The organism is Amycolatopsis ponsaeliensis (genome assembly GCF_030182635.1).
Classification (GTDB): Bacteria; Actinomycetota; Actinomycetes; order Mycobacteriales; family Pseudonocardiaceae; genus Amycolatopsis; species Amycolatopsis ponsaeliensis.
The window spans coordinates 22,665-46,478 of the sequence record NZ_JAPZLD010000040.1 but is presented as its reverse complement, the minus strand read 5'-3'; the positions used below and the strand labels follow the sequence as shown (position 1 = coordinate 46,478).

Genomic DNA, 23,814 nt, shown 5'->3' with positions numbered 1-23,814 from the left:
CGGTCCACGCTCATTCCGTGCCGAGGTGGGCCAGTGCGGTGATGATCCGGTCGGCGATGTCCGGTGGCCACGGGTAGGCGACCGTCACCGCGCGTTGGTGGGCGAGGCCGTGCAGGCCCAGCCACAGCGCGACCGCATCAGCGTGCAAGTCGGTGATGGCGGACTGGCCGGCCGTGACGCAGTCATCCAGTGTTTCGGTGAGCAGCCGCGTGCATGCGTCGCCGAGGGTGGCCACGTCGTTCTCGGTCACCGAGGTGTCTTGCAGTGCGGGCATCCACAAGCCGCCGAACATGGAGCGGTAGCGCTCGGGGTGTTCCTGGGCGAACCACAGGTACGCGTGGCAGCAAGCGAACAGCCGGGCTCGGGGGTCGTCGCCCGCGGTGTCCAGGCTGGCCCGGAGCTGTGCCTCCAGTTCGACGAACGCCCGCTGGACCACGGCCAGCATGATGGCCGGCTGGTCGGGGAAGTGGCGGTAGATCGACGGCGCGGCGATCCCGGCTCGGCGTGCGACGGACCGCAGCGTGATCGCGCTCTCGTCTCCGCTCTCGTCGAGCAGGTCGACCGCCGCGGCCACGATCTCCTCGCGAAGGCGGCCGCCCTCGCCCCGGCGGTTGCGTGTGCGGGTGGATGCCGCGGGCGACTCTGTCATGGCGTTAGCTTACACCTGAAAACTTATGGTCGTTAACTCTTGTGTCCGCAGTGATTACGTGCGTAACCTTACGACCGTAACCACAAGCGAGCGGATACGGAGTCAGTCATGAACAGCACCGTTGCCACCCAGGTCACCGAGGTCGTGCTGCCGGGCAAGGTCGAGGCGAGCGGCCTGCGGATGCGCACCCGCGACCTCCCCGCGCCGACCGCGGGCCAGGTGACCTTGCGGATGGACGCGACCGGCGTGTCCTTCGCCGAGCAGCAGATGCGCCGCGGCAAGTACTACGACCAGCCACCGTTCCCCTTCGTGCCCGGCTACGACGTGGTCGGCACGGTCACCGCCGTCGGCCCGCAGGGGGACGTCACGCTGGTCGGGCGCCGGTTCGCCGCGGTCACCAAGATCGGCGGCTGGGCCAGCTCCCTGCAGCTCGACGCCGCGGACCTGGTGCCCGTGCCGGACGGCGTGCCGGCGGCCGAGGCGGAAACCGTCGTGGTCAACGGGATCACGGCCTGGCAGATGCTCCACCGCAGCGCGAAGGTGCCCGCCGGCGCGACGATCGTGGTGCTCGGCGCCAACGGCGGCGTCGGGTCGACGCTCGTGCAGCTCGCCCGCCACGCCGGGATCACCGTGATCGGCACGGCGTCGCCGCGCCACCACGACACCGTGCGTGAGCTGGGCGCGATCCCGGTCGACTACCGCGACCCGGACATGTACGAGCGAATCCGGGAGCTCGCGCCGGACGGAGTGGACGCGGTGTTCGACCACGTCGGCGGCGCCGGGCTCAAGGACTCCTGGAAGCTGCTGCGCCGCGGCGGGACGCTGGTGTCCTACGGCACCGCGGCCACCAAGGACGAGGACGGCAACTCCCAGCTCCCGGTGCTGAAGTCGTTCGCGCGGCTGGCTCTGTGGAACCTCCTGCCCAACGGCAAGAGTGCGCGCTTCTACAACTTCTGGGCCGGCAAGCGCCGCCGCCTGAGCACCTTCCGGGACCGGCTGCGCGAGGACCTCACCCAGGTGCTGCGGCTGCTCGCCGACGGCGCCCTCACCGCCCAGGTCGCCGCGGAGTACCCGCTGGCCGACGCCGGTGCGGCGCTGGCGCTGGCCGAGTCGCGCACCGTCGCCGGCAAAGTCGTCATCGTCCCGTAGGACACCGGCCATGACCGCACCGCGCCGGGCGCGCAACCCCCGCGGGGAGGGTGGCCGGCTCCGCGAGCAGATCGTGTCCGCCGCGATCGACCTGCTCGACGACGGCGGCGGCGAACGGGCCGTGACCTTGCGAGCCGTGGCCCGCCGGATCGGAATCGCGCCGCCCTCCATCTACGCCCACTTCCCCGACCGGCCCGCCCTCCTGCTCGCCGTCGCACGGCGCGGTTTCGCCGACCTGGCGGGCCGGCTCCGATCCACCGCGGCGGCCGTCGAGGAGCCCCGGCAGCGGCTGCACGCCGTCTGCCGGACCTACCTCGAGTACGCCCGGCACCATCCCCAGCGCTACCACGCCCTGTTCGGCGACCACTGGAGCACCCAGGGCGCGGAAGCGATGCGGATCCTCACCGACAGCCTCACCGCATGTACCGCCTCGGGCGACGCCCTCAGCGAGGACCCGGCCACCGACGCGATCGTCCTGTGGCTGGGACTGCACGGCCTCGCGCACCAGCGCATCGTCGCGAGCTCGTACCCCTGGCCCACCGACATCACCCGGCGGCTGACCGTCCCGCTGGCCCACCTCGTCGAGAACTGACCGCAGCACACCCTGCCTGGAGGCACCAGCCATGACCACCCTCGCGCTCCCCGCCCCCGCCGCCCCCGCGACCACCCATGTCGGCGACGTCGACAACCGCGCCGCCTACGTCGGCTTCGGACTCGCCTACGTCTTGGGACACGGCGCGACCGCCGTCTCCCGGGGCGACGACCCGCTGTTCGCCCTGCCCGGCTGGCTACCCCCGGCACTGCTCGCGGCCGGCCTCGCCGCCGGCACCGTCTTCTCCACCCTCGCCGCCACCCGAGCCCAACGCGGCGCCGACCAGCGCACCGCGTTGATCGGCAAACTGCTCGGCCTGTCCTGGATCACCGGCTTCGCCGCCCTCTTCCTCGCCATCACCGGTCTCACCACCATCGCCGGCACGGCCGACCTGCCGACCGTCCTCTGGCCAACCGGTTCCGGCCTCGTCGTCGGCCTGCTCTACATCGCCGAAGGCGTCGCACGCCGCAACCTCGTGCACTACACCCTCGGCAGCTGGCTGGCCCTGATCTCCACGATCGCTCTCGTCGCCGGCACGCCGGGCCTGTTCTGGATCCTCGCCATCGCGGGCGGCGGCGCCTACGCGATCGCGCTCGTCCTCGAACGACGGCGCCTCGCGCACATCCGCTGACATCGAGACGCGGGCCCGTACAGCGGCTGTCCAGTAGTCGTACATCGGCTGTCCAGTTGCCGCCGGCACACTCCGTTCGCATGGTCTGTCGTGCTGACGATAGGAGTCTGGAACATGTTCAAGCACAAGGCTTTTCGGAGTCAGGCCGGTGGCAGGAGACGATTGCTGGGGATGATACTGGCGGTCGGGGTGGGAATGGCCGTGGCGGCTCCCGTGGCGCAGGCGGAAACCGCGCCGGCGCCACCCACACTGCAGCGCGACTTCACTTCGAACACCTCGGAGAAGCCGGTCGCGAGGATCACGGCCGAGATGAAGTTCGACTGCGCCGGTATGTCCGCCGAGGCGCTCGGCAAGGCCGTCGAACGGAAGCAGTGCCCCGCGCCCGGCGATGCGGGCACCGACGGCACGGTCACCGGAAACTGCGGTGCCGCGTGGATCGACATCTTCGACGACCTTCCCGGTGACGGCGTGGCGAGAGTCGTCTGGGGCATGACCTCGTACCAGGGGCCGATGATCTACCGCAGCCTCGTGGTTTCGTACAACTTCACCACGATCGACATGGGGATCATCTCCGGCACCCTGGTCGACAGTTCGGTCATGTTCAGCCCCTACTACCAGGCGACCACGACCGCGACGTCACCCCGGCCCAGCGGGCTGGCACTCCTCCTGTCCGGTGGGGTGACCCTCCTCTCGGGCAGCGGGTGCGTCATCCTGTCGCCGACCGCCTTCCTGCCGATCAGCTGATCGCTCGCGAGGATCGCTCGCCACGCCGTACTTCGGCGTGGCGAGCCGCTGTGGACGGCCCCGCGAGGATCTCGACGAGTCCGTGGTCGGCGTCGAGCCGGAGCCGGTCGCCGGTGCGGATGACCTCGACCGGGTCGCGGTCGAGGTCGCTGAGCGCCGGCACCCGCGTCACCACCGCGCCCAGTGCCGCTTTCGTCGTCATGACCGTGAAGATCATGCCCAGCGGCGCGGTGCCCAGCAGGCGGGTCGACTGGAAGAACGCCGACCAGCCGGACGAGCCCTTCGCTCCGGGAAAGACGAGGATCTTCCCGGTGAAGCACACTCCGTGCAGTTCGTGACGGCGTTCGGTGATCGTCCCGGTGGCCGGGTCGATGCCGCCCCAGCCGGAGATCGTCTCGTGCGAAACCAGCGCCTCGCCTTCGGCGAACCCGGGGACGACGGTCCGCCCGCGCAGGATCGTCATCGCAGCCCTCCCCGCCAGCGCCCGGTGACCGCGGCGTCCACGCAGTCCTCCAGGGAGCCGAACCACGCCTCGATCCCGAGGATCGCGGGCAGGTAGTGCGCTTGTTTCGCCGAGTCGGTGGCGAAGACGCGGGTGCCCGGGGGCGCGACCCGGGACATGGCCGGGCACGAGTCGGCGAGCAGTTTCCCGCCCGCCGCCTCGATCACGGCCGTGTAGCCGCTGCGGTCCGCCACCGCTTTGAGGGCCCGGGGCGCCATGATCCACAGCTGCGTCCCCGAGTGCAGCCGCTTGCCGTCCAGCGCGCGGGCGGCGGCCCGGATCTGGTCGATCGACGCGTGCGGGCAGCCCAGCAGGACGAAGTCGACGTCGGTCGAGTGGCCTTGGTCGTTCAGGGTTTCGTAGATCTCGCGCCGCTCCGAAAGTCCATAGTGGACGGCTTCGGGTGCCCGGCCGGCGAAGGCGGCTTCGACCGTCGGCGCCTCGGGCGTGATGCCCGGCAGGTGGTAGAGCTCGACCCCGCCGGAGGACGCCGCGGCCGCGCCGAAATGCTTCAGATCGACGAGGTCGGGGTGGGCGAACTCCCCGGTGATCACCGGCCGTTCGTCCTGGACCAGCCGGCCGGCGAAGTAGCCGAGCATGCCCCAGTCCAGGAAGTCGCGGACGCCGGTGTCTACCTCGATCAGGTGCGTGCCGAACCGGTTTTCCGGCAGGTGGTTGCCCCAGCACGGGATCTTCCCGGTCAGCGACGCCGCGCCGGTCGACGTCCCGCCTTCGCAGTTGGTCCGGGCGCCGAGCACGGAGTTGCAGTAGACGACCGCGGAGGACTCCATCCACGCGCAGTGCTCGCCGCGGACCGGGAGGTTGCCGACCTGGTACGGCGTGCAGGTGGCCAGGATGTTCACCCCGCGCTTGCCGTAGAACGCTTCGGCGTCGCTCTGCAGCTCGACGAACTCCTTGGGGTAGGGCACGACGCCCACCGAGTCCGGGCCGAAGCCCTGTTGCAGCTGGCAGGTCGGGACCCGCATGTCGGGGATCTCGACGACGTCGTCGCAGTCGAGGTTGAGCACCGCGAAGGCCTTGTTCCAGCCGCCCTCGGCCACGAGCTTCGCCTTCACCGGGGACGGCTGGGTGCTCGTGCCGGCCACGTTCCTGGTGTCGCACAGCCGGTCCGCGCCCAGGGCCTCGCCGTAGCGGACGAGCAGGTCCATGGCCGCCGCCACCGCCGGGCCGTCGGTTCCGTCCCGCATCGCCTTCTCGTCGTCGGTGAGGATCACCGCGCCACCTCCCGCTGGTGTTGTTCGGCGACGGGGTCGGCGACGCCGTTGGTCTCCGGACCCCGGCGCACCGCCGCGAACATCAGCAGGCCGCCGAAGACGATCAGCGCGATCGGGGTGAACTCGTACGGCATGATCGAGCTGAGGGCCAGCAGCCAGAAGGTGTAGAGACCCGGCAGGATCAGCCCGAACATGTAGCCGATGCCGTATCCGCTCGCCCGCACGGAAGCCGGGAACCGCTCGTTGAGGTACACGAGGATGACGCCGAGCGGCGCGGACGGCAGGATCTTCGCCACCACGGCGATCAGCCCGATCAGCCACGCCGGCGCACCCGCCCGGGCGGCCACCGCCAGCAGGGCGAACGCGCCGCCCACGACGAAGGTGAGCACGAGTGCCCAGCGCATCAGCAGCGCGCGCCGCCCGATCCGCTGGCCGACCGCCGCGAGCACCACGATCAGGATCATCGTGAGGACCGAGCTGATGATCTCGACCGTGGAGGACAGCCGTGGGCTCTGGTCCAGCACCTGCACCAGCAGCGTCGGCAGGAACGACACCGACATCTGGGTGGCGAACCAGTAGCCGCAGGTGAACAGGAAGACGCTGAAGAGCAGCGCCCGGTGCGTGGTGAACAGCTCCGCCAGCGGCTGCCGTCCCGTGCGGCGCCGGGCGAAGACCGAGTCGTCCTCCTTCACCCCGCGGTAGTGCCACAGGTACACCAGGCCGAGCACGAAGCCGAGGAAGAACGGGATCCGCCAGCCCCAGGCCAGGAAACCACCGTGCGGCAGCACATCGAGCAAACCGAGCAGGAGCAGGTTGATCACCAGGAACGAGCCGGGCGCCCCGACGCCGATGAGCCCGCCGACGCGGCCGCGCCGGGCGGGGTCGGCCTGTTCCAGTGCCAGCGGGATGGGGGCGGCGTACCCGCCGGCGAGGAAGATCCCGCCGATCAGCCGGAGCACGGCGAACACGGCGATCGCGCCGTAGTCCCACACGGCGTAGCCGGGCAGCAGTCCGATGAGCAGCGTGACGATCGTGAATCCCCAGCCGCTGATCATGGTGACGGGCTTGCGGCCGATCCGGTCGGACAGGTTGCCGAAGATGACGCTGCCGATCGGCCGCGCGAGCAGCCCGATCGTGAACAGCAGCGTGGTGAACGTCGCGCGGATCGCCGGCGACAGGTCCGCGGGCATGAAGTACGCCATGGCGGCCGGCAGCACGAGCGCGGGCAGGTAGACGTCGAAGCTGTCGACGAACATCGAGAACGCGCCGCCGCGGGCGGATCGCCGTTCGTCGGCCTCGGTGATGACGGTGGACGGGGGAACATCGGGCAGCGCCATTGCCGGCCTCCTGTTTGTGAGGGTCTAAGGGCGGAGCACGGCTCCGTGGCCGAGGGGACGCACGGTGCGCCGGTAGATCGACAGCCAGCCGGTTTCGTGGTGGTCGGCGACCGGCACCGGCTGCCTCGCCTCGAGTTCGGCGGGGTCGACGCGCAGGTCGCAGACCCGCCCGGGCAGGTCGATGTGGACGGTGTCGCCGTCGCGGACGAAGGCGAGCGGACCGCCGTCGGCGGCTTCGGGGCGGACCTCGCCCACCACGATGCCGCGGTTGACGAGACCGGACAGCTGGCCGTCGGTGACGACCGCGACCTTGCCGGTGAGCCCGGCGCGATCGAGGGCGAAGACGATCTGCGACGCCATGCCCATGCCGGGCCGGCCCCGCGGGCCGAGCCCGCGGACGACCACGACGTCGCCCACGGTGATCTTTCCGTCCGCCAGGGCGGCGACCGCGTCCTCTTGGCTTTCGAAACACCGTGCGGGACCGGTGAACGCGGCCGGGCGCTCGTCGCCGACCGCGAGCTTGACGATGCCGCCGTCGGGGGTCAGCGAACCGCGCAGCACCACGATGAGCGGCTCTTCGGCGAACGGCCGGGTGGCCGGGCGGATGACCTCCGGGTCCGCGACGTCGGCCGAGGAGATGTTGTCGCCCACCGAGCGGCCGCTCACGGTCATCGGCGCCGGGTCGATCAGGTCACCGAGCTGTTTCAGCACCGCTCGCGCGCCTCCCGCGGCCTCGAACTGTTCGATGAGGTGCGGTCCGTTCGGCCGGACCGCCGACAGCACCGGGGTTTCCGGCCCGAGCTCGGCGTAGAGGCCGAGGACGTCGACGTCCACATCGGACTCCTCGGCCACCGCCTGGAGGTGCTTGACGGTGTTGATCGAGGCGCCCACCGCCAGCGCCACCCGGACGGCGTTGCCGAACGCGGCCGCGGTCAGGATCCGGCGCGGGCGCAGGTCCTCGTCGACCAGCTGCACGATGCGCTGCGCGGCGGCGTCGGCCGCGGCCCACATCGCCGGTGAGTTGGCCGCCACGGGCGTCGTTCCGGGCAGGGCCATCCCGAGTGCTTCGGCGACGACGTGCATCGAGTTGGCGGTGCCCATGCCGGGGCACACCCCGGGGCCGCCGACGGCGCCGTCGCTCATCTCGGCCAGCTCGTCCACAGTGGACGTTCCGCAGGCGTGGAGGAAGACGTCCTCGATGTCGCAGTGGCGGCCCCGGAAGCAGCCGCTGGGCTGGTAGCCGCAGGCCACGAGCAGGGTCGGGAGGTCCAGCCGCCCGGCGGCCATCAGCTGCGCCGGCGCGGTCTTGTCACAGCTGGCCAGGCAGACCATCCCGTCGAGCTGCGCGCCTTCGACGCCGACCTCGATGTCGTTCACGATGAGGTCCCGCGCCGAGAGGATGTACCCGCCGCCGTGCCCGGCGGAGTGGATGAAGTCGCTCGGCGCGGTCGTGCGCACCTCGAACGCCAGCCCGCCGGCGGCGGCGATCCCCTTCTTGACGCGCGCCGCGATCTCATCGAGGTGGCTGAAACAGATCGCCAGATCCGACGAGGAGTTGACGACGGCGATCTTCGGCTTGCGGAGGTCTTCGTCGGTGAGCCCGAGTGCCCGCCACTGCGCGCGGCGGGTCGCCCAACGGACCGAGCCGGGCGGGAAATCGCTGCGGACCATCGTTTCCTCCGTTCAGTTCTCGAGGTTGGGGGACAGGCGGCCGGCCAGCTCGCCGTGGTCGATGTCGTGCACGCTGTCCTTCCCCGCCAGATCCAGGGCGTGCGCGGCGGCCATGCCCATCGCCCCGCACGGGCCCATGACGCGCACGCTCGACAGCGCGGCCGCGTCACCGTCGACGCACCGGCCGGCGACCAGGACGTTGTGGACGTCGGGCGGGGTCATCGAGCGCAGCGGGACGTAGTGCACGTGCTCGGGCCCGAACGTCTCCCACACGTACCCCTCGGGGGTGTCGTGCAGCTCCACCGGCCACGCGGTCCGGGCGACCGCGTCGGGAAAGCGGGTGCCTGCCCGTACTTCGCCGATGGTCAGCTGGTGCACGCCCTGCGCCCAGCGGGTCTGCCGCCTGCCGGGGAGCCCGTAAGCGCGGACCCGGGCGCTCCCGAACGCCGCGGGGAACTCCGCCCGCAGGAACGCCACCACCCGGTCGGCCTGGGCCTTGCCTTCGAGCTGCGCGTGCGCCGCGGCGATCGGCTCCAGCGGGGCCTCGATGTGGGTCATGTTGAGCACCGCCGTTCCCCGGCCGGGGAAGTGGAAGGCGAGGCCGTCGTGCCGGCGCAGGCCGTACTGCCCGGCTTTGGCGCCGACCCGCTCGGCCAGCTCGGCCGGCTCGGGGGCGTCCCGCTCGGCGACGTGCTCGACGACGAGTTGCTGCGAGCCGTAGATCTCGCGCTCCGGCAGGCGGCACGGCAGGCCCGCTTCCCAGACCAGGGAAGCGTCCCCGCTCGCGTCTACGAACCCGGTGGCGGCGACGTCCACCGGGCCGTACCTGGTCGCGAAGGTGACCGAGTCGATCCGGTCGCTGCCGGAGATGACGCCGGTGATCGCCGCACCGGTGATCACGCGGATGCCGTGCTCCCGGACGGTGTCCTCGACCCAGCGGCCGAGCACCACCTCGTCGTAGCCGACGGTGAGCGTGTGCCGTCGCTGCCGGAAGAGGTCTCCCGTGGCACCCAGGTCGCGGAAGATGTCGTCGAAGATCCCGTGCGTCAGCTGGCGGTAGTCCGGGGCGTTGCCGAACACCCCGCAGAACAACCCGATCAGCGAGTTGACCATCTGGCCGCCGAGCACCGGCAGTGCGTCGACGAGCACGACGTCGCGGCCGAGCCGGGCCGATTCGATCGCCGCGGACAGCCCGGCGATCCCGGCGCCGACGACGCAGACGTCGGCGGTGACCTGGTGGGCGCCGGCGCCGGCGGGCTTGCGGACGGTGTGGACCTTCAGCTCGGTGAGGGGGTGCGGCATGGCTCACACGCTAAGTCGCGTTCCCGGGCCGCCGGAAATAGACAATCGCACTGCGAAAGCATCAGCCTGAGTTATAACTGCTGTTCAGAGGTCACGCGTGAGGTCGGTCAGCACGGTCCTGAGCCAGCGGTGGGCCGGGTCGCCGTCGTAGCCGGCATGCCACCAGAACCGTTCCACGATCGGTTCCGGATCGCCGGGACACGGCAGGACGCGCAGGCCGAGACGTCCGGCGACGCGCGTGGCGAGACGTTCCTGCAGCAGCGCGACCCGGTCGGTCCCCGCGACGAAGTGCGGTACGGCCTGGTAGCTCTCGACGCGGACGCGAATCTTCGGCTGGATGCCGAAGAGCGCGAGCTGGCGGCTCATCGGAGCGGCGGGCGGGAACCCCCGATCGGGCTGGAACGGTGCGACCCACGGCATCGCGGCGAGCTGTTCGAGGCCGAGCTCGGCACCCACCCGGGGGTTCGCCGCGTCGACCACGCAGACCCAGCGGTCGGTGAACAACGCGACCGAGCGCACGTCGGGCAGCTCGAACCGGCTGGCCGGGGGTGCCACCATCCCGTCGATCAGGCGGATCGTGTCGGCGATGTCGCTCGCGAACGCTTCCCGCACCAGCCGGACGTGCAGCTGGACGCCCGGCGCCTGCTCCGCGAGCAGTGCGGACAGCCGCGAGCCCAGCACCTCGATCGTGTAGTCGGCCATGAACACCGTGAACTCGCGGGTGGACGTGCCCGGATCGAAGTCGTGGCCGGTGCCGAAGAGCCGTTCCGCGCCAGTGCACACCGCCTCGACCTGGTCGGCCAGCTGCGTCGCGAGCGCGGACAGCACATAGCCGTTCCCGGACCGCGCGAGCAGCTCGTCGCCGAAGTGCCGGCGCAACCGGGCGAGCGCGGCACTCGCCGCGGGCTGCGACACCCCGAGCCGGGCGGCCGCCCGGGTGACGTTGCGCTCGCGGAGCAGCTCCCGCAGCACCACCAGCAGGTTGAGGTCCAGGTTCGCCAGATGAACCGGGGATTGCCTCGCCACCGGGGGACTATAAGTCAGGCTGACACCTTTCGCAGTGGGCACTTACGCGTCTAGACGGCGTAATTTCGCTCAAACGCGACATACTTTCGTTGACTTGATGCAAAAGTCCTCCCTACGCTCACCGAGCGTCAGGTAGCGAGCCTGGCTCTTCCCCGAGGAGCAACGATGCTTCTGGCTGTCCGCGAACGATGCCGCCGGGCGATTCTGGTGGTAACAGTCCTGGTCACGGCCCTGTCCGCCGCCGTTGCCACACCCGCTCACGCCGCCGTCCCACCTCAAGAGCCCGGCGTGACCCTCCGGGTGTTCGACATGCAGACCGAACTGAGCAAGCTGTGCACCATCAAGCCCGGGTTGACCCCCAACGTCGACAAGCTGATGCCGACGATCAACTGGACCAGCACCGCCGACTTCGGCGTCAACGACTTCCTGGTGTCCGAGGTGACCGGCAACATCTCCATCGCGACCGCCGGCAGCTACCAGTTCCGGCTGACCAGTGACGACGGCTCGCGGCTGCGCATCGACGGGCAGGTCGTGATCACCAACGACGGCCTGCACGGGGCGACCGCGGTGACCGGCTCGGTCCAGCTGAGCACCGGCTACCACGCGCTGCGGATCGAGCACTTCGACAACGCCGGCGACCAGCAGATCACGCTGGAATGGCAGCCTCCCGGCTCGTCGGCCTTCGCGGTGGTGCCCACCTCGGTGCTCAGCACCGACGCCGGGGTCGTCCGGGTGACCTCGCCGGGGAAGAAGGAATGCGAAAGCACTGCCGACTCTCCCGGTGATGGCCTGCCGCTGACCGGCGTCCATCCCGGCTTCAACCTGACCGACCTGCGCCCCGACGGCTTCCAGCCGCAGGTGACCGGGATGGACTGGCTGCCGGACGGCCGGCTCGCCATCGCGACCTGGGGTGGTTCGAACAACACCGCCGGGGAGGTCCAGCTGATCAGCAACGCCACCGGCACCACCGACCCGTCGCAGGTCCGGACGCAGCGGATCGCCAGCGGCCTGAAGGAACCGATGGGCGTCAAGTACGTCGACGGCAAGCTGTACGTGTCGGAGAAGACGCGGCTCGTCGAACTCAACGACACCAACGGTGACGGCGTGACCGACGTCTATCGGACGGTGGCGACCTGGCCGTTCAGCGGCAACTTCCACGAGTTCGCGTTCGGCCTGCTGTACAAGGACGGGTTCTTCTACGTCAACCTGTCGGTCGCGATCGACCTCGGTGGGGCGACCACCAACCCCCAGCCCGCGCCGGGCCGCGGGGTCACCATCAAGGTCGACAAGAACACCGGCGCCGTCTCGACCATCGCCGGTGGCCTGCGCACCCCGCACGGCATCGGCTGGGGACCGGAAGGCGACATCTTCGTCACCGACAACCAGGGTGGCTGGCTGCCCGCGAACAAGCTCGTGCGCATCAAGCAGAACCGGTTCTTCAACCACTACACGAACCCGGCGGGCCCGTTCGACGCGCAGCCGGTCACCGCGCCGGTGGTGTGGTTGCCCCACAACGAAATCGCCAACTCGCCCAGCAACCCGGTCCAGCTGACCCAGGGCACCTTCGCCGGCCAGCTGGTCTACGGCGACGTCACCTACGGCGGCCTGCAGCGGGTCTACCTGGAGAAGGTCAACGGCGAGTACCAGGGTGCGGTCTTCCGGATGACGCAGGGCCTCGAGTCCGGGGTCAGCCGGATCAGCCTCGGCCCGGACGGCGCGATCTACACCGGCGGGATCGACGGAGGCGGCAACTGGGGACAGCCGGGCAAGCTCGCCTACGGCCTGCAGAAGCTGACTCCCAACGGCACGAACACCTTCGACATGCTCGCCATGCGGGCGGTCCCGGGTGGATTCGAACTCGAATACACGCAGCCGCTGTCGGCAGCCACGGCACAGGACCTGCTCACCAAGTACCAGGTCTCGCAATGGCGTTACGCACCGACGGCCGCATACGGCGGGCCCAAGGTGGACGAGCAGACCCTCACCGTGACCGGCGCGGCGGTGTCCGCCGACCGCAAGAAGGTGACCCTGCAGATCTCCGGCCTGCAGGCCGGGCGGGTCGTCCACGTCCGGTCGCCTCGGCCGTTCGCGTCCGACTCCGGCACGGCGTTGTGGAGCACGGAAGCGTGGTACACCCTCAACTCGATGGTGGGTGGCGCGCCTGCCAGCCTGACCTACGAAGCGGAGCGCGCGACGCTGAGCGGCGGCGCGGGCGTCAACACCGACCACACCGGCTACGAAGCCACCGGGTTCGTCGACGGGTACTGGAACCAGGGCGCGTCCACGACCTTCGCGGTGAACGTGCCCGCCGCCGGGACCTACAACGTCGGCCTGCGGTATGCGAACGGCCCGAATCCCAGCGCCGGGACGAAGTCCGTGAGTGTCTACGTCAACGGCACGAAGGTCCGGCAGACCCGGCTGGCGAGTACGACCACGTGGGACAACTGGGCTCTTCAGCCGGAAGCGCTGCCGCTCGCGGCGGGGGCGAACTCGATCTCCTACCGGTTCGACAGCGGTGACGTCGGCAACGTCAACCTCGACAACATCACCGTCACCGCGGCCACCCGGATCCCGTTGTTCACCGGAACCGACCTGAACGCCTGGGAACTCCGCTCCGGTGGAGCGGCGCCGTGGCCGGTCGCCGGCGGCTCGATGGAATCACTCGGCGGGGACATCCGGACCAGGCAGAAGTTCGGGGACTTCAAGCTGCACGTCGAGTGGTACGAGCCGAACTACCCGTCGAACGTGACCGGGCAGGCGCGGGGCAACAGCGGCGTGTACCTGCAGGACCGCTACGAGGTCCAGGTGCTCGACTCCTTCGGTGACACCAGCCTCGCCAACGACGAGGCCGGCGCGATCTACACGCAGAAGGCACCGGACGTGAACGCCGCGACAGCGCCGCTGACGTGGCAGACCTACGACGTCACGTTCCGTGCGGCACGGTTCGACAGTGCCGGGACGAAAACCGACAACGCCAGGGTGACGGTCGTCTGGAACGGCGTGACCGTCCACAACGACGTCGTCATCACCGGGTCGACCGGGGCCGGCGATCCGGAAGGTGCCGCCCCCGGCGCGATCCGGCTGCAGGACCACGGTGATCCCGGTGAGAACGTGCGGTTCCGCAACGTGTGGATAGAACCGATCAGCTGATCGTCGTCCGGCGGGGCTCGTTCACCGAGTCCCGCCGGACGATGCCAGCCCTCAGCGCGTGGCGAGCACGCGGCGCACCTCGTCGGCGCCCAGCACCACGGGGGAGCGCAGCGATCCGACCTCGTCGATCTCGATCTCGACCAGGTCTCCCGGCCGCAGCCCTTGATCGAGCCCCGGCACGACGGACGTGCCCGTCGAGAGCACGGCGCCGTCGGGGAAGTCGTTGTCCCGCCACAGGTACTCGACCAGGCCGGCCGGTGCGCGGTTCAGCTGCGCGGTACTGGCTTCGCCGGCGAACACCTCGTGGCCGTCGCGCAGGATGCGCATGCGGAGGCCGAGCGACAGGGGGTCCGGCACTTCCCACGCCGGCCGCACCCGCGCCGACACCGCGCACGAACCGGTGTAGATCTTGGCCTGCGGGAGGTACAACGGGTTCTCGCCTTCGATGCTGCGGGAGCTGACGTCGTCGACCACCACGTACCCGGCGATCTCCCCGGCACCGGTCAGCAGCAGGCCGAGTTCCGGCTCCGGCACGTCGTTGGCGGAGTCGGCGCGGATGGCGATCGGCTCGCCATCGGTGACCACGCGCCATGCGGACGACTTGAAGAACAGCTCCGGCCGCTCCGCGCGATATACCCGCGCGTAGACGTCCTCGTCGGCGCTCTCCTCGCGGCGGGCCTCTTCGGACCGCAGGTAGGTCACGCCGGCGGCCCACACCTCCATTCGCCCGTCCAGCGGTGGCAGCAGGCGCGTCCCGGCCGTGGACACGGGCTCCCCGGCGGCCTCGGCCAGCTCGCGGATCTCCGCCACGGGGCGGCGAAGCAGATCACTCATCGACGCCACTGCGAGCGGCCGCAGCTGCTCATCGGTGAGCAGGCCGACTCGGATGTTGCCGGTGCCGTCGGTGAATCGCACCAGGTGGCTCATTTCCGGACCTCCTCGTTCGGCATGAACCTACGGAGTGCGGGGCGTGATGGTCAACGAGTCGCGGGTCCGCCGGCCCGGCGGGGCAACCACGGCGGCCGCTCCGGCGTGCTGGTGGCATGACGTCGTCGAAGTCCTGGCTGCCTGGGGCGGCCTTGCTGTGGCTCCCCTTGGTGATGCTGGTCGGCGGGCTGGCGGTGGTGTGGGCCGGCGTCTCCATGGCCGCCGTTGTGAACGGGGCGGCGGGGCTCTCCCCGGGGCGGGTCGTCGCGCCGGCGGTCCGGGAGCCCCGGACCGCGGACGTCGAGTACACCGGGCCTGACGGGGTGACGAGGACGGAGACCTTCGAGCACCAGGGACGTCTGATGGTCCCGGGCCGCCGGGTGCAGGTCCGGGTGTGGCCGGACGAACGGCGCGCGGAACTCGACGACGGGGACAAGCACACCGGGCCGATCGTGTACGGCAGCATCCTGACCTTGCTCGGCGCGGGCGCCACCGTCCTGCTGGTCCTGTGGCATCACGGCATGAGGTTCGAGAAGTGCCGGGCGCGGTTCGAAAAGTGGTGGTCGTGGTCGTGGTGGTGGCTCTCTCGCTGGCAGTGACGTCCCGCGACCTCGACGAAAAGCAGTACCTGGTCTTGTTTCGTCCTAGGGTGGCGTATCGGCACGGGCGCGCGGGGAGCACGCGATGAGGGGAACGCTGCGTATCCACTTCACGGACGCCGACCTGGCCCGGCTTCGGCTGGCCGAGCGGCCGGATCCGTTGTGGGAGATCGCGCTGGCGTCGCAGAAGCTGGGCGCGACGACGGGCGGACTCGCCTTCGACCATTGGCGCGCCACCGTGGGAGAAGGACGCGCGCCCGAGCGCCGGCGGTCGTCCGCGGGCGTGGTGCGGGCGCTGGTGCCGCGGCACGGGTCGTTTCCGGACTTCATCACGCCCGCGGAAGGCAGCTTCCGGGGTGGCTGGTCCCGAGCCGTCAAGAAGTCCCGGGACCACTGGATGCGGTTCGACGAGGGGACGAACTCCTGGGTGTCCTCGATCGAGGAGCGTGTTCCCCCCACCTACCGAAGAGTGCCGCTCCGAGGGGACGTCCAGCACGAGATCTTCAAGAACGCCCCACGCAACGGGAAGAACGAACCCGTATACGCCGGGCGGCCGGCCTCGGCCCTGACCGGCATCGACCTGCTCGCCTGAACCGAAGTCCCTGCTCAGCTTGGCCAGGCGATCGCGTCGAGGAACTCGTCGATTGCGATGAGCACGCGGCCGAGCACGGCCACCGATTCGCTGATCGGGCCCGGAACCTGCATGCCGTGGTCGGCGTCCTCGACCTCGAGCAGGTACGGCGATAGCCGACGAGCCTCGGCGCCGTCCCACAGCGCATCGCCCGTGCCGCCCACCAGCAGCAATGGTGCGGTTGCCCGCTCCAAGGCGGCGACCACCCACGGCACGGTGAGAATCGGCGTCAGCCACACCGCCGGCAGGCTCCGCTCGGCGGCCAGCGCGGCGGCATTCGTCCCGAGTGACTTCCCGATCAGCAGGGTGCTCCCACCGAGACGGTCGAGCAGGGGCCTGATCTGGTCGCACACCCAGCTTTCGATCTGCGGCTCGAACAGGTGCGACGGCGGCTGTGACCACCAATGCCGGTGCACAGTCACGCCGCGTCGCTCCGCCACCACCCCGGCATACATCAGCAGTCCGGCTGCCGGCCCGAACCCGCCACCAGGAATCACGACAGCGTCAGCCATGCCACCGACCCTAGCCACCAAGTGGTCGAGCGGCTTAGTTCGTGTACACGGCGTCCTTGCCGTACAACGGCCTCGTGAAGCTGGAGATGTAGGTGTGCGAGTCGGCGGCGCCGAGGTTGTAGGTCAGGAAAACGCCGTAGCCTTCGCTCACGGTTCGCTGGGCGAGGCTGGCGGCGGTGCTGGTGGACGTCGCCGCGATCTGCACTGCCGCGGGGGAGAGCCCGGACTTCGGGAGGGCGATGCCCGGTACGCCCCAGGTGCCGTAGTAAGGGTTCCAGGCGTAGTTGAACTTCGACGAGATGTCGACCCCGCCGTAGGACAACCGCGACGCCGACGGGCCGATGTTGTACAGCGAGATCAGCTTGGTGGGCATCGCCGCGCGCAGGGCCGTGACGAGGTGGACGAAGGAGCTGGCGTTGGGCTGGCCCGTGCCGTTGTTGCCGTACTCGGTGTACTCGTCGTCGAAGTCGATGCCGTCGAGCCCGTACTTGGTCACGGCGTCGGACAGCTGCTTGGCGAAGGCCGCGGCCGCCTGCTGGGACGGGAAGTTGGCGAACCCGGCGCCCTGGTGGTTGCCCAGGATCGACAGCATGACCTTGATGCCCTTGGCCTGCAGCGGGCGGACCTGGGTGCTCACGTTGTCCAGCACGTTCTGCACGTTCGGGTTGAAGTACAGGTACGCCGATTTCGTCGTGGTGTTGTAGTTGATGTTGGCGGCGAAGATGACGCCGATGTCGAACACGTTGCCGCCGCCCTGGGCCAGCGCGTACTTGCCCACGTTCAGCATGCTGTTGTTGTTCACCTCGACGTAGGCCACGCTGATCGGCCCGGTCTTGCGCGGCGCGGCGGACGTGCTCGCCGCACTCGTGCCCGTCATCATGCCCGCCAGGAGGGCGGCGCCTGCCAGCAACGCGGTGATCCGACCAAATTTGACCACGGTAGCTCAACTCCTGCCGAGTGGTTTGAACCAATGTCCATGTAGGTGCTTTTCCGGCCGCTTGTCAAGAGTGGTGATCACGCAACGGGCCCGGTACCTCGATCGGCCTACGCGGTTCGTCGGGATCGGCACCCGTGCAAGGCGGGTTTCGCGCGGTGTGGACGTCAGGCGCGGCGCTCGCGCAGCCCGGCGAGTGCCGCGTCGAGGATCGGCTGCCGGGGATCTTCGCGATGGCCATCACGAGATCGAGGATCTGGTCGAGGTCGATGTCGCCGGCGATCTCGTGGGCGTCCTGGGCGGCGGAGAGCAGCGGCCGGCCGGCCGCGAGCATCCGGCCCCGGGTCTGGAAGACCGGATCGGTCTTGTCGGTGTGCTCGAGCAGTCCCATGACGACCGGCCGCTTGGTGGTGACGTACTGGAAGAACCGGCGCAGCCACGTCGTGAGCCGGTCGCCCGGGCTGTCACCCTCGACGGTCGCGGCGGCGGCGCAGACCTCGTCGACCTCGTCGACGAGCAGTGCCTCCAGGAGATCGCGGCGGGTCGCGAAGTTGCGGTACAGGGTCGCCGAGCCGACCCCGGAGCGCCGGGCGATCTCGGCCATGCGGCGGCGAACGCGTCGCAGGCGGCGTTCGGTGCTCGTCTGCGCCGATCAACGGTGGGACCGGCCGGTCGGTGGCGCAGTACGCTGGTGGTCTGAGCCGGATGCTCATGATCGGTGGCCGTCGGACCGGAGCCAGGCCGTGGTGTCGGCCGGCAGCAGTCCCGGCGTGTCGAGCGGTTCGCCGGAGAGCAGCAGCACGTCACCGGCCGGCAGTGGCCGTGGTCGCGGACCGAAGTTGGTGACCGCGATCCAGCCGCCGCCCCTGCGGAAGCCGACGATGTCGGGGCCGAGCTCCAGCCACTCGAGCGTCTCGTCCTGGATCAGCTCGCGCCGCAGGCGAAGCGCTCGGCGGTAGAACGAGAGGGTCGACGCCGGATCGTCGCGTTCCCGCTCCACCGAGAAGTCTGCGAACCACGCGGGCTGGGGTAACGGCGGCGCGCAGTCGCCGAATCCGAACGAGACGCCGGTGGAGGTCCACGGCAACGCCACCCGCGCGCCGTCGCGTCCGAGGTCGGTGCCCTTGCTGCGGAAGAAGGCCGGGTCCTGGCGCCGGTCGGCGGGAATGTCGCCGACCTCGGGCAGACCGAGTTCTTCGCCCTGGTAGAAGTACATGCTCCCCGGGAGCGCCATGGCCAGCAGCGTGGCCGCACGCGCTCGTCGCAGGCCCGTGACCCGGTCCTCCAGCGCGGGGTCGGCGCCGTCGAGCAGCCATCGGCGTCCGGACAGCCCCGCCGGCAACCCGAACCTGGTCGCGTGCCGCACCACGTCGTGGTTGGAGAAGACCCAGGTGCTGGACGCCCCGCTTTTCGCGGCCAGGCCGAGGTTGTCGCGGATGATCTGACCAAAACGCCCGGCATCCCAAGATGTTTCGAGGAGATCGAAGTTGAAAGCCTGTCCCAGATTCTGTTTGCTCGCGTAGCGGACGCGCCGTTCCGCGGGGACCCAGGCCTCGGCCACCGCGGTCAACGGCGGCGAATAGCTGTCGAAGACCGCGCGCCACTGCGCGTAGATCTCGTCCAGCTCATCGCGATCCCACAACGGGTGATGACCGGCCGGGTAGAGCGGCGCTGCGGGATCCGCCGGGTCCGTGCCGCGCGTGAGCTCCGCCCACGAAGGCAGTTCGGTGGGCAGGTCCTTGGCGAGCAGGTGGGCGACGTCGACGCGGAACCCGTCCACGCCGCGGTCGCCCCAGAACCGCAGGGTCCGGAGGAAGTCCGCGCGGACGTCGGGATGATGCCAGTTCCAGTCGGGTTGCTCGGCGGCGAACAGGTGCAGGTACCACTGCCCGTCCGGGACCCGGGTCCACGCCGGACCGCCGAAGAACGAGTTCCAGTCCGACGGCGGCTCGGTCCCGCGGAGGCCGGTGCCGTCCCGGAAGATGTAGCGGTCTCGCTCCGGAGAGCCGGGCGCGGCGGCCAGCGCGTCCTGGAAGAGCCGATGCCGGTCCGAGCTGTGGTTGGGGACGATGTCGACGATCACCTTGATGCCGCGCTCGTGGAGAGCCGCGACCAGGCGGTCGAAGGTCGCCAGGTCGCCGAGCTCGGGGCTCACGTCGCGGTAGTCGTCGACGTCGTAACCGCCGTCGGCGAGGGCCGAGGGATAGAACGGGCTAAGCCACACGGCGTCGATGCCGAGCTGGTCGAGGTGGTCGATGCGGGAAAGGACGCCTTCCAGGTCACCGACGCCGTCGCCGTTGGCGTCGGCGAAACTGCGGGGGTAGATCTGGTACACCGTTGCCTGACGCCACCAGCCGGCATCGTTGCGGCGGCGTTCGATCGCGACCCCGTCGGTGTTCGCCATCGGCTTCCTTCCCTTTTCGGATCAGGTGTGGCTTCGACCGCAACGGGCAAAACCGCCGTTGCGGTGTTTTTGGTGTCTGTCTACACTCCGGCGCATGAGTGCTCACGCGCGCCGGGAACCCCGCGGGCCTTACGCCAAAGGCGTCAGCAGGCGGCAGGAGATCCTCGAAGCCGCGCTGAACCTGTTCGCGGAAAGGGGTTTCGAAGGCGCGTCGCTGACCGCGATCGGTGAGGCGGTGGGCGTCACGCGGGAGGGGATGCGGCACTACTTCCGGTCTCGCGAGGAGTTGCTCCTCGCCGTCATGGCGGCCGCCGACGAGCGCGCCCGGGAGTTTCCTGTCCCGTCCGAGGACGACACCGTGCTGTCGCGCATCATCGCGAGCGCCGAGCACAACGCGAACGTTCCCGGTCTCATCGCGCTGTACACCACACTGGTCGCAGGTTCGGTCGCCTCGGGAAACGCGCGCTCACGCGCCATCTTCACCGAGCGCTTCGAAGACCTGCGCACCGAGATCGCCGGAGCCGTCGAGCAGGGCCAGGCCCGCGGGGAGATCCGACGGGACCTGCCGGCGCGGGCCGTGGCCTCGCTCATCGTCGCGGCGTCCGACGGACTGTCCATGCAGTGGATGCTCGACCCGCGGGTCGACATCGTCGAAGGCATGCAGCTGCTGCGGAAACTCATGCTGCCGTAACCGGACACTGTGGACGGCGTGCGCGCCGGGAGTGGCGGACCGTGAAGAGTGCCGGCCCGGCGACACCGATGGCCTGGCAGGTCATCATGACGGCGACGCTCGGACCCGTCACGACGCTGAGGACACCGCCGACGGCGCCGACGGTGAAGCCCACGGCCCACGCAGTGCTGATGATCGTGTTGGAGCGGACGAACCGGTGCGAGCCGGCGAGCGGCTCCGGGACGCGCTGCCGTGCGATGGCGAGGGTGAACGGGTGGCGGACGGCGATGCCGGCCCAGGCCGTCACCGTCAGGACGACGAAGGGCAGCGCGCCGATGTAGGCCTGGATCGGGGAAGCGGGATCCGAGAACGAAATGGCGGTGAGCGCCGTGAAGTAGAGCGTGGTGCCGATGTCGAGGACCAAGGCGTCTGCGGGCACGCCGCGCCGGCGTTCACGGGCCAGGGAGACAAGACTGACGACGAGTCCGGCGAGGGCGCCCCATTGCCAGCCGGCGGTGGACGCCGTACCGAAGGCGATCCACGGGAGAACGCGTCGAAGGTACCCCAATACGGTGCGCAGCATGTGCTCGATCACCTGTTTCCGTTGCCCGGCTGCGATTCTGTGGTCACCAAGTGACGGGGACCGAGCGCACGCCGCCCGTCAGCTGGTCGTGGCGGTGCGCAATGTCCCGGAGGTCGACGGCGAGCCGCAGGCGGGGGAAGCGGCGGACCAGGGCCGGGAAGACGGTCCTCAGCTCGGTGCAGGCGAGGGTCGCGCCGATGCAGAAGTGCGCCCCGTGGCCGAACCCGAGGTGCTGGTTCGGGCCGCGGGCGGGATCGAACTCGTCCGGCTCGGCGAACACGGAGGGATCCCGGTTCGCCGCGCCGACGGCGATGAGTACCCCCTCGCCGCGGGCGATCGTCTGCCCGGAGATCTCGATGTCCTCGCGCGCGTAGCGGGGAACGCCCAGGCCGCCGGGGGAGGCCAGGCGCAGGATTTCCTCGACGGTGTCGTTCACCCGGCCGTCGGGGTCCGCGGCGAAGGCGTCGCGCCGGCGGAGGTCCGACAGCAGCATGAGGACGCCGAGGTCGATGCGTCCGGCGGTGGTTTCGTGGCCGGCGAACAACAGGCCGGTGGCGAGGTTCGCGACGTCGGTGTCGGTGAACCCGGGATACGCCTGCTGGGCTTGGACGAGGTCGGAGATGACGTCGGCGCCGGGTTCTGCTCGTTTCGCCTCGGCCAGCTTGCTGGTGTAGGCGGTGAACTCGGTCATCGCGGCGCGGGAATCGTCGACGTCGTCAAGCCGGCCGATGCGGTCGGACAGCGCGCGGAAGTGGTCCCGGTCGGCGTAGGGCACGCCGAGCAGCTCGCAGATCACGAGCACGGGCAGTGGGAAAGCGAGGTGCGCGTGCAGGTCGACCGGCTCGCCGGGGGAGCGGTCGTGTGCGGCTTGCATGTCATCGAGGCAGCTCTCGACGAGGTCCCGCACGTGGTCGCCGAGGGCGCGCATCCGCTTGGCCGAGAACGCGGGGGCCAGCAGCTTCCGCAGTCGCCGGCTGTCCTCCTGCTCCTGGTCGTGGTCGCCGGTGGGTCCGCTCAGGACGGCTGCACCGGACAGCTTGGCGGCGGTTTCCGGTGCCGGATGGGACCGGCCCAGCCGAGGATCACCGAACAGCGCCCGCGCGTCTTCGTACCTGGTGGCGAGCCACAGCAGATCACCCGCGGGGGTGCGGACCCGCGAAAGCGGCGATTCCTCCCGAAGGGCGGCGTAGAGCGGAGCGAGGTCGACGGGATTCGGCCTGGGGAACGGAAGTTGTGGCGCGGTCATCGGGTGTCGGCCTCCTGGGTCCTGGTCAGGCGTACTCTAGCACGAAAACCACCGCAGCGGTGGTTTTCGCTGGATCGCCGGTGGAGCTCTGCTGGACCCAGCCTCTGTCGAGGAATCGGGCGAGTTGGCCCGGGCGGCCGCCGTGGTGGAGTCGGCGGTCGATCCGGTGCAGGCGCTCTCCGGTCTTCACCTTTCCCCGGGCGCGGCCGTGCTCGTCGGGGTCGCCTCCGGCGGTCGAGGCCACGATCTGGCCGCTCAGGGGGTGCGCTCGCGAGAGTCCTTGGTCACCGATGCCGGTTGGGTGTCTCGAGCATCGGCGGTGTCCGGCCGCAGGGCGGGGGTTCGTGCACGCTGTACTTGCAGCGCACCCTGCACGGCCACGTCTGCGGAGCGGGATCGAAGTGAGCTGCGGGCGGCGTCTCCGGTTGATGTCCCATGGCCGGACGATGTCCACATCTGCGGTAGGTGATCGATAATGACGCCCGGCTCAGTACGGCGTCCTGAGGTGGTCGGCTGCCGCGCGTCCGGCCATGCACCTGAGCGGGCCCGCGCCGGCAGGCGACGGTGAGGTGCCAGGCCGTGTGAGGCCGCTTCGAAGCAGCTTTGCGCGATCGCTCAAAGCCTGTAGCCCTATGCCGGGGCGAGTGCCCGGCGCCAGTAGCCCGCGACGCTGCGGCGTACCTGCTCGACGTCGACACCCTGCGGGTCCAGCAGCCGCTGCAAAGCGATCCCGCGTAGCTGCCCGACGATGGCGATCGCGACGTCGTCGGGCCTCAGGCCGGGGTCGATGACACCGGCGGCGATGCCGGCTTCGATGTCGATGCGCAGGTCGGCGCGGAAGGCGTCGTCGCGCTCGCGGAAGATCGGGGCCAAGTCGGGTTGCGTGGCGGCTTCGGCCCACAGCAGCAGGAAGGCTTGGTTGAACACGCCGAGGCGGGCGAGTTCGCCGAGGTAGCCGTCGATCAGCCGCAGGAGGCGGTCGAGTCCGGGCGGCAGATCGTCGAGGCCGGGCACGAACCCGGCCTGCGTTGCCCGGGCGAGCCGTTCCACCAGTGCCTGCTTGCCGCCGAAGTGGTGGGTGACGATGCCACGGCTGTAGCCGGCGCGTTGCCCGACTCGGGCCAGCGTCAGCGAGCGGACTCCCTGCTCGACGACCAGTTCGGCGGCGGCGGCCAGCAGTGCGGCTTCGGCCTGGTCTCGGCGTTCCTGCTGGGTGCGGCGGGTGGTGGTCATGTCCCGGAGTCTAGCAAAGTAACTTGCGTGTCGACCAACAAGTATGTGTAAGGTGGCCGGCAGACCCCGTCACACAGGAGGCTTCTG

The 23,814-nt window shown here is 70.1% G+C and carries 23 protein-coding genes; 8 read left to right on the top strand and 15 right to left on the bottom strand.

Features of this window, described 5'->3' with window-relative positions:
* Positions 1-10 precede the first annotated feature (10 nt).
* Positions 11-649, bottom strand: a complete 639-nt coding sequence (locus QQ657_RS41785; protein WP_284747899.1) for a TetR/AcrR family transcriptional regulator — start codon at positions 647-649, stop codon at positions 11-13.
* A gap of 108 nt (positions 650-757) precedes the next feature.
* On the opposite strand from QQ657_RS41785, the gene QQ657_RS41780 reads away from it, so the two are divergent.
* The 4 genes from QQ657_RS41780 to QQ657_RS41765 all read left to right on the top strand — a co-directional run bounded on the left by QQ657_RS41780 (position 758) and on the right by QQ657_RS41765 (position 3,765).
* Entirely contained in the window at positions 758-1,798 is a 1,041-nt protein-coding gene (locus QQ657_RS41780; protein WP_284747898.1) for a medium chain dehydrogenase/reductase family protein, read from the top strand.
* Between the two features lie 10 nt (positions 1,799-1,808).
* The gene (locus QQ657_RS41775) at positions 1,809-2,390 is read left to right on the top strand and encodes a TetR/AcrR family transcriptional regulator (RefSeq protein WP_284747897.1); all 582 of its coding nucleotides are present in this window, start codon (positions 1,809-1,811) and stop codon (positions 2,388-2,390) included.
* A 31-nt stretch (positions 2,391-2,421) separates the two neighbouring features.
* Complete coding sequence (locus QQ657_RS41770; RefSeq protein WP_284747896.1) at positions 2,422-3,021, top strand: ABC transporter permease; 600 nt, start codon at positions 2,422-2,424, stop codon at positions 3,019-3,021.
* Between the two features lie 114 nt (positions 3,022-3,135).
* Positions 3,136-3,765 (top strand): hypothetical protein, encoded by a 630-nt coding sequence (locus QQ657_RS41765; RefSeq protein ID WP_284747895.1) that lies wholly within the window; start codon positions 3,136-3,138, stop codon positions 3,763-3,765.
* Here the strand turns inward: QQ657_RS41765 and QQ657_RS41760 are convergent.
* The 6 genes from QQ657_RS41760 to QQ657_RS41735 all read right to left on the bottom strand — a co-directional run bounded on the left by QQ657_RS41760 (position 3,758) and on the right by QQ657_RS41735 (position 10,838).
* On the bottom strand, positions 3,758-4,228 hold the full coding sequence (locus QQ657_RS41760; protein ID WP_284747894.1) for an aconitase X swivel domain-containing protein: 471 nt from the start codon (positions 4,226-4,228) through the stop codon (positions 3,758-3,760). The genes QQ657_RS41765 and QQ657_RS41760 overlap by 8 nt on opposite strands.
* Positions 4,225-5,502 (bottom strand): aconitase X, encoded by a 1,278-nt coding sequence (locus QQ657_RS41755; protein WP_284747893.1) that lies wholly within the window; start codon positions 5,500-5,502, stop codon positions 4,225-4,227. The genes QQ657_RS41760 and QQ657_RS41755 overlap by 4 nt, the downstream gene beginning before the upstream one ends.
* A complete protein-coding gene (locus QQ657_RS41750) occupies positions 5,499-6,839 on the bottom strand; it encodes an MFS transporter (protein WP_284747892.1) in 1,341 nt (446 codons plus the stop codon). The genes QQ657_RS41755 and QQ657_RS41750 overlap by 4 nt, the downstream gene beginning before the upstream one ends.
* 24 nt (positions 6,840-6,863) lie before the next feature.
* Entirely contained in the window at positions 6,864-8,510 is a 1,647-nt protein-coding gene (ilvD, locus tag QQ657_RS41745) for a dihydroxy-acid dehydratase (protein WP_284747891.1), read from the bottom strand.
* A gap of 12 nt (positions 8,511-8,522) precedes the next feature.
* The gene (locus QQ657_RS41740) at positions 8,523-9,812 is read right to left on the bottom strand and encodes an FAD-dependent oxidoreductase (protein WP_284747890.1); all 1,290 of its coding nucleotides are present in this window, start codon (positions 9,810-9,812) and stop codon (positions 8,523-8,525) included.
* 84 nt (positions 9,813-9,896) lie between these two features.
* Positions 9,897-10,838, bottom strand: a complete 942-nt coding sequence (locus QQ657_RS41735; RefSeq protein WP_284747889.1) for a LysR substrate-binding domain-containing protein — start codon at positions 10,836-10,838, stop codon at positions 9,897-9,899.
* Between the two features lie 165 nt (positions 10,839-11,003).
* Between QQ657_RS41735 and QQ657_RS41730 the strand changes: the two genes are divergently transcribed.
* Positions 11,004-13,988, top strand: a complete 2,985-nt coding sequence (locus QQ657_RS41730) for a 3-keto-alpha-glucoside-1,2-lyase-like domain-containing protein (RefSeq protein ID WP_284747888.1) — start codon at positions 11,004-11,006, stop codon at positions 13,986-13,988.
* 51 nt (positions 13,989-14,039) lie between these two features.
* Here QQ657_RS41730 and QQ657_RS41725 read toward each other — a convergent pair whose 3' ends face one another.
* Complete coding sequence (locus QQ657_RS41725) at positions 14,040-14,915, bottom strand: fumarylacetoacetate hydrolase family protein (RefSeq protein ID WP_284747887.1); 876 nt, start codon at positions 14,913-14,915, stop codon at positions 14,040-14,042.
* Between the two features lie 116 nt (positions 14,916-15,031).
* Between QQ657_RS41725 and QQ657_RS41720 the strand changes: the two genes are divergently transcribed.
* Together QQ657_RS41720 and QQ657_RS41715 are read left to right on the top strand one after the other, a co-directional pair.
* Positions 15,032-15,514: a hypothetical protein gene (locus tag QQ657_RS41720; protein WP_284747886.1), complete on the top strand. Its 483-nt coding sequence runs from the start codon at positions 15,032-15,034 to the stop codon at positions 15,512-15,514.
* A gap of 85 nt (positions 15,515-15,599) precedes the next feature.
* Positions 15,600-16,106, top strand: coding sequence for a hypothetical protein (locus QQ657_RS41715; RefSeq protein ID WP_284747885.1), 507 nt, complete (start codon positions 15,600-15,602; stop codon positions 16,104-16,106).
* A gap of 14 nt (positions 16,107-16,120) precedes the next feature.
* Here QQ657_RS41715 and QQ657_RS41710 read toward each other — a convergent pair whose 3' ends face one another.
* The 4 genes from QQ657_RS41710 to QQ657_RS41695 all read right to left on the bottom strand — a co-directional run bounded on the left by QQ657_RS41710 (position 16,121) and on the right by QQ657_RS41695 (position 19,995).
* Positions 16,121-16,657: a hypothetical protein gene (locus QQ657_RS41710; RefSeq protein ID WP_284747884.1), complete on the bottom strand. Its 537-nt coding sequence runs from the start codon at positions 16,655-16,657 to the stop codon at positions 16,121-16,123.
* A 34-nt stretch (positions 16,658-16,691) separates the two neighbouring features.
* Positions 16,692-17,594 carry an endo-beta-N-acetylglucosaminidase H gene (locus QQ657_RS41705; protein WP_284747883.1) on the bottom strand — a complete coding sequence of 301 codons (903 nt, stop codon included), beginning with the start codon at positions 17,592-17,594 and terminating at the stop codon, positions 16,692-16,694.
* Between the two features lie 64 nt (positions 17,595-17,658).
* Positions 17,659-18,195: a TetR/AcrR family transcriptional regulator gene (locus QQ657_RS41700; RefSeq protein ID WP_284747882.1), complete on the bottom strand. Its 537-nt coding sequence runs from the start codon at positions 18,193-18,195 to the stop codon at positions 17,659-17,661.
* 105 nt (positions 18,196-18,300) lie between these two features.
* Complete coding sequence (locus QQ657_RS41695; protein WP_284747881.1) at positions 18,301-19,995, bottom strand: glycoside hydrolase family 13 protein; 1,695 nt, start codon at positions 19,993-19,995, stop codon at positions 18,301-18,303.
* 94 nt (positions 19,996-20,089) lie between these two features.
* Here QQ657_RS41695 and QQ657_RS41690 point away from each other — a divergent pair, with 94 nt between their 5' ends.
* A complete protein-coding gene (locus tag QQ657_RS41690; RefSeq protein ID WP_284747880.1) occupies positions 20,090-20,686 on the top strand; it encodes a TetR/AcrR family transcriptional regulator in 597 nt (198 codons plus the stop codon).
* Here QQ657_RS41690 and QQ657_RS41685 read toward each other — a convergent pair.
* From QQ657_RS41685 to QQ657_RS41675, 3 genes are all read right to left on the bottom strand, one after another.
* Complete coding sequence (locus QQ657_RS41685) at positions 20,673-21,248, bottom strand: hypothetical protein (protein ID WP_284747879.1); 576 nt, start codon at positions 21,246-21,248, stop codon at positions 20,673-20,675. The two genes, QQ657_RS41690 and QQ657_RS41685, sit on opposite strands and share 14 nt — an antisense overlap.
* A 43-nt stretch (positions 21,249-21,291) precedes the next feature.
* Positions 21,292-22,494: a cytochrome P450 gene (locus tag QQ657_RS41680; RefSeq protein ID WP_284747878.1), complete on the bottom strand. Its 1,203-nt coding sequence runs from the start codon at positions 22,492-22,494 to the stop codon at positions 21,292-21,294.
* A 630-nt stretch (positions 22,495-23,124) separates the two neighbouring features.
* Complete coding sequence (locus QQ657_RS41675; RefSeq protein ID WP_284747877.1) at positions 23,125-23,727, bottom strand: TetR/AcrR family transcriptional regulator; 603 nt, start codon at positions 23,725-23,727, stop codon at positions 23,125-23,127.
* Between the last annotated feature and the right edge of the window lie 87 nt (positions 23,728-23,814).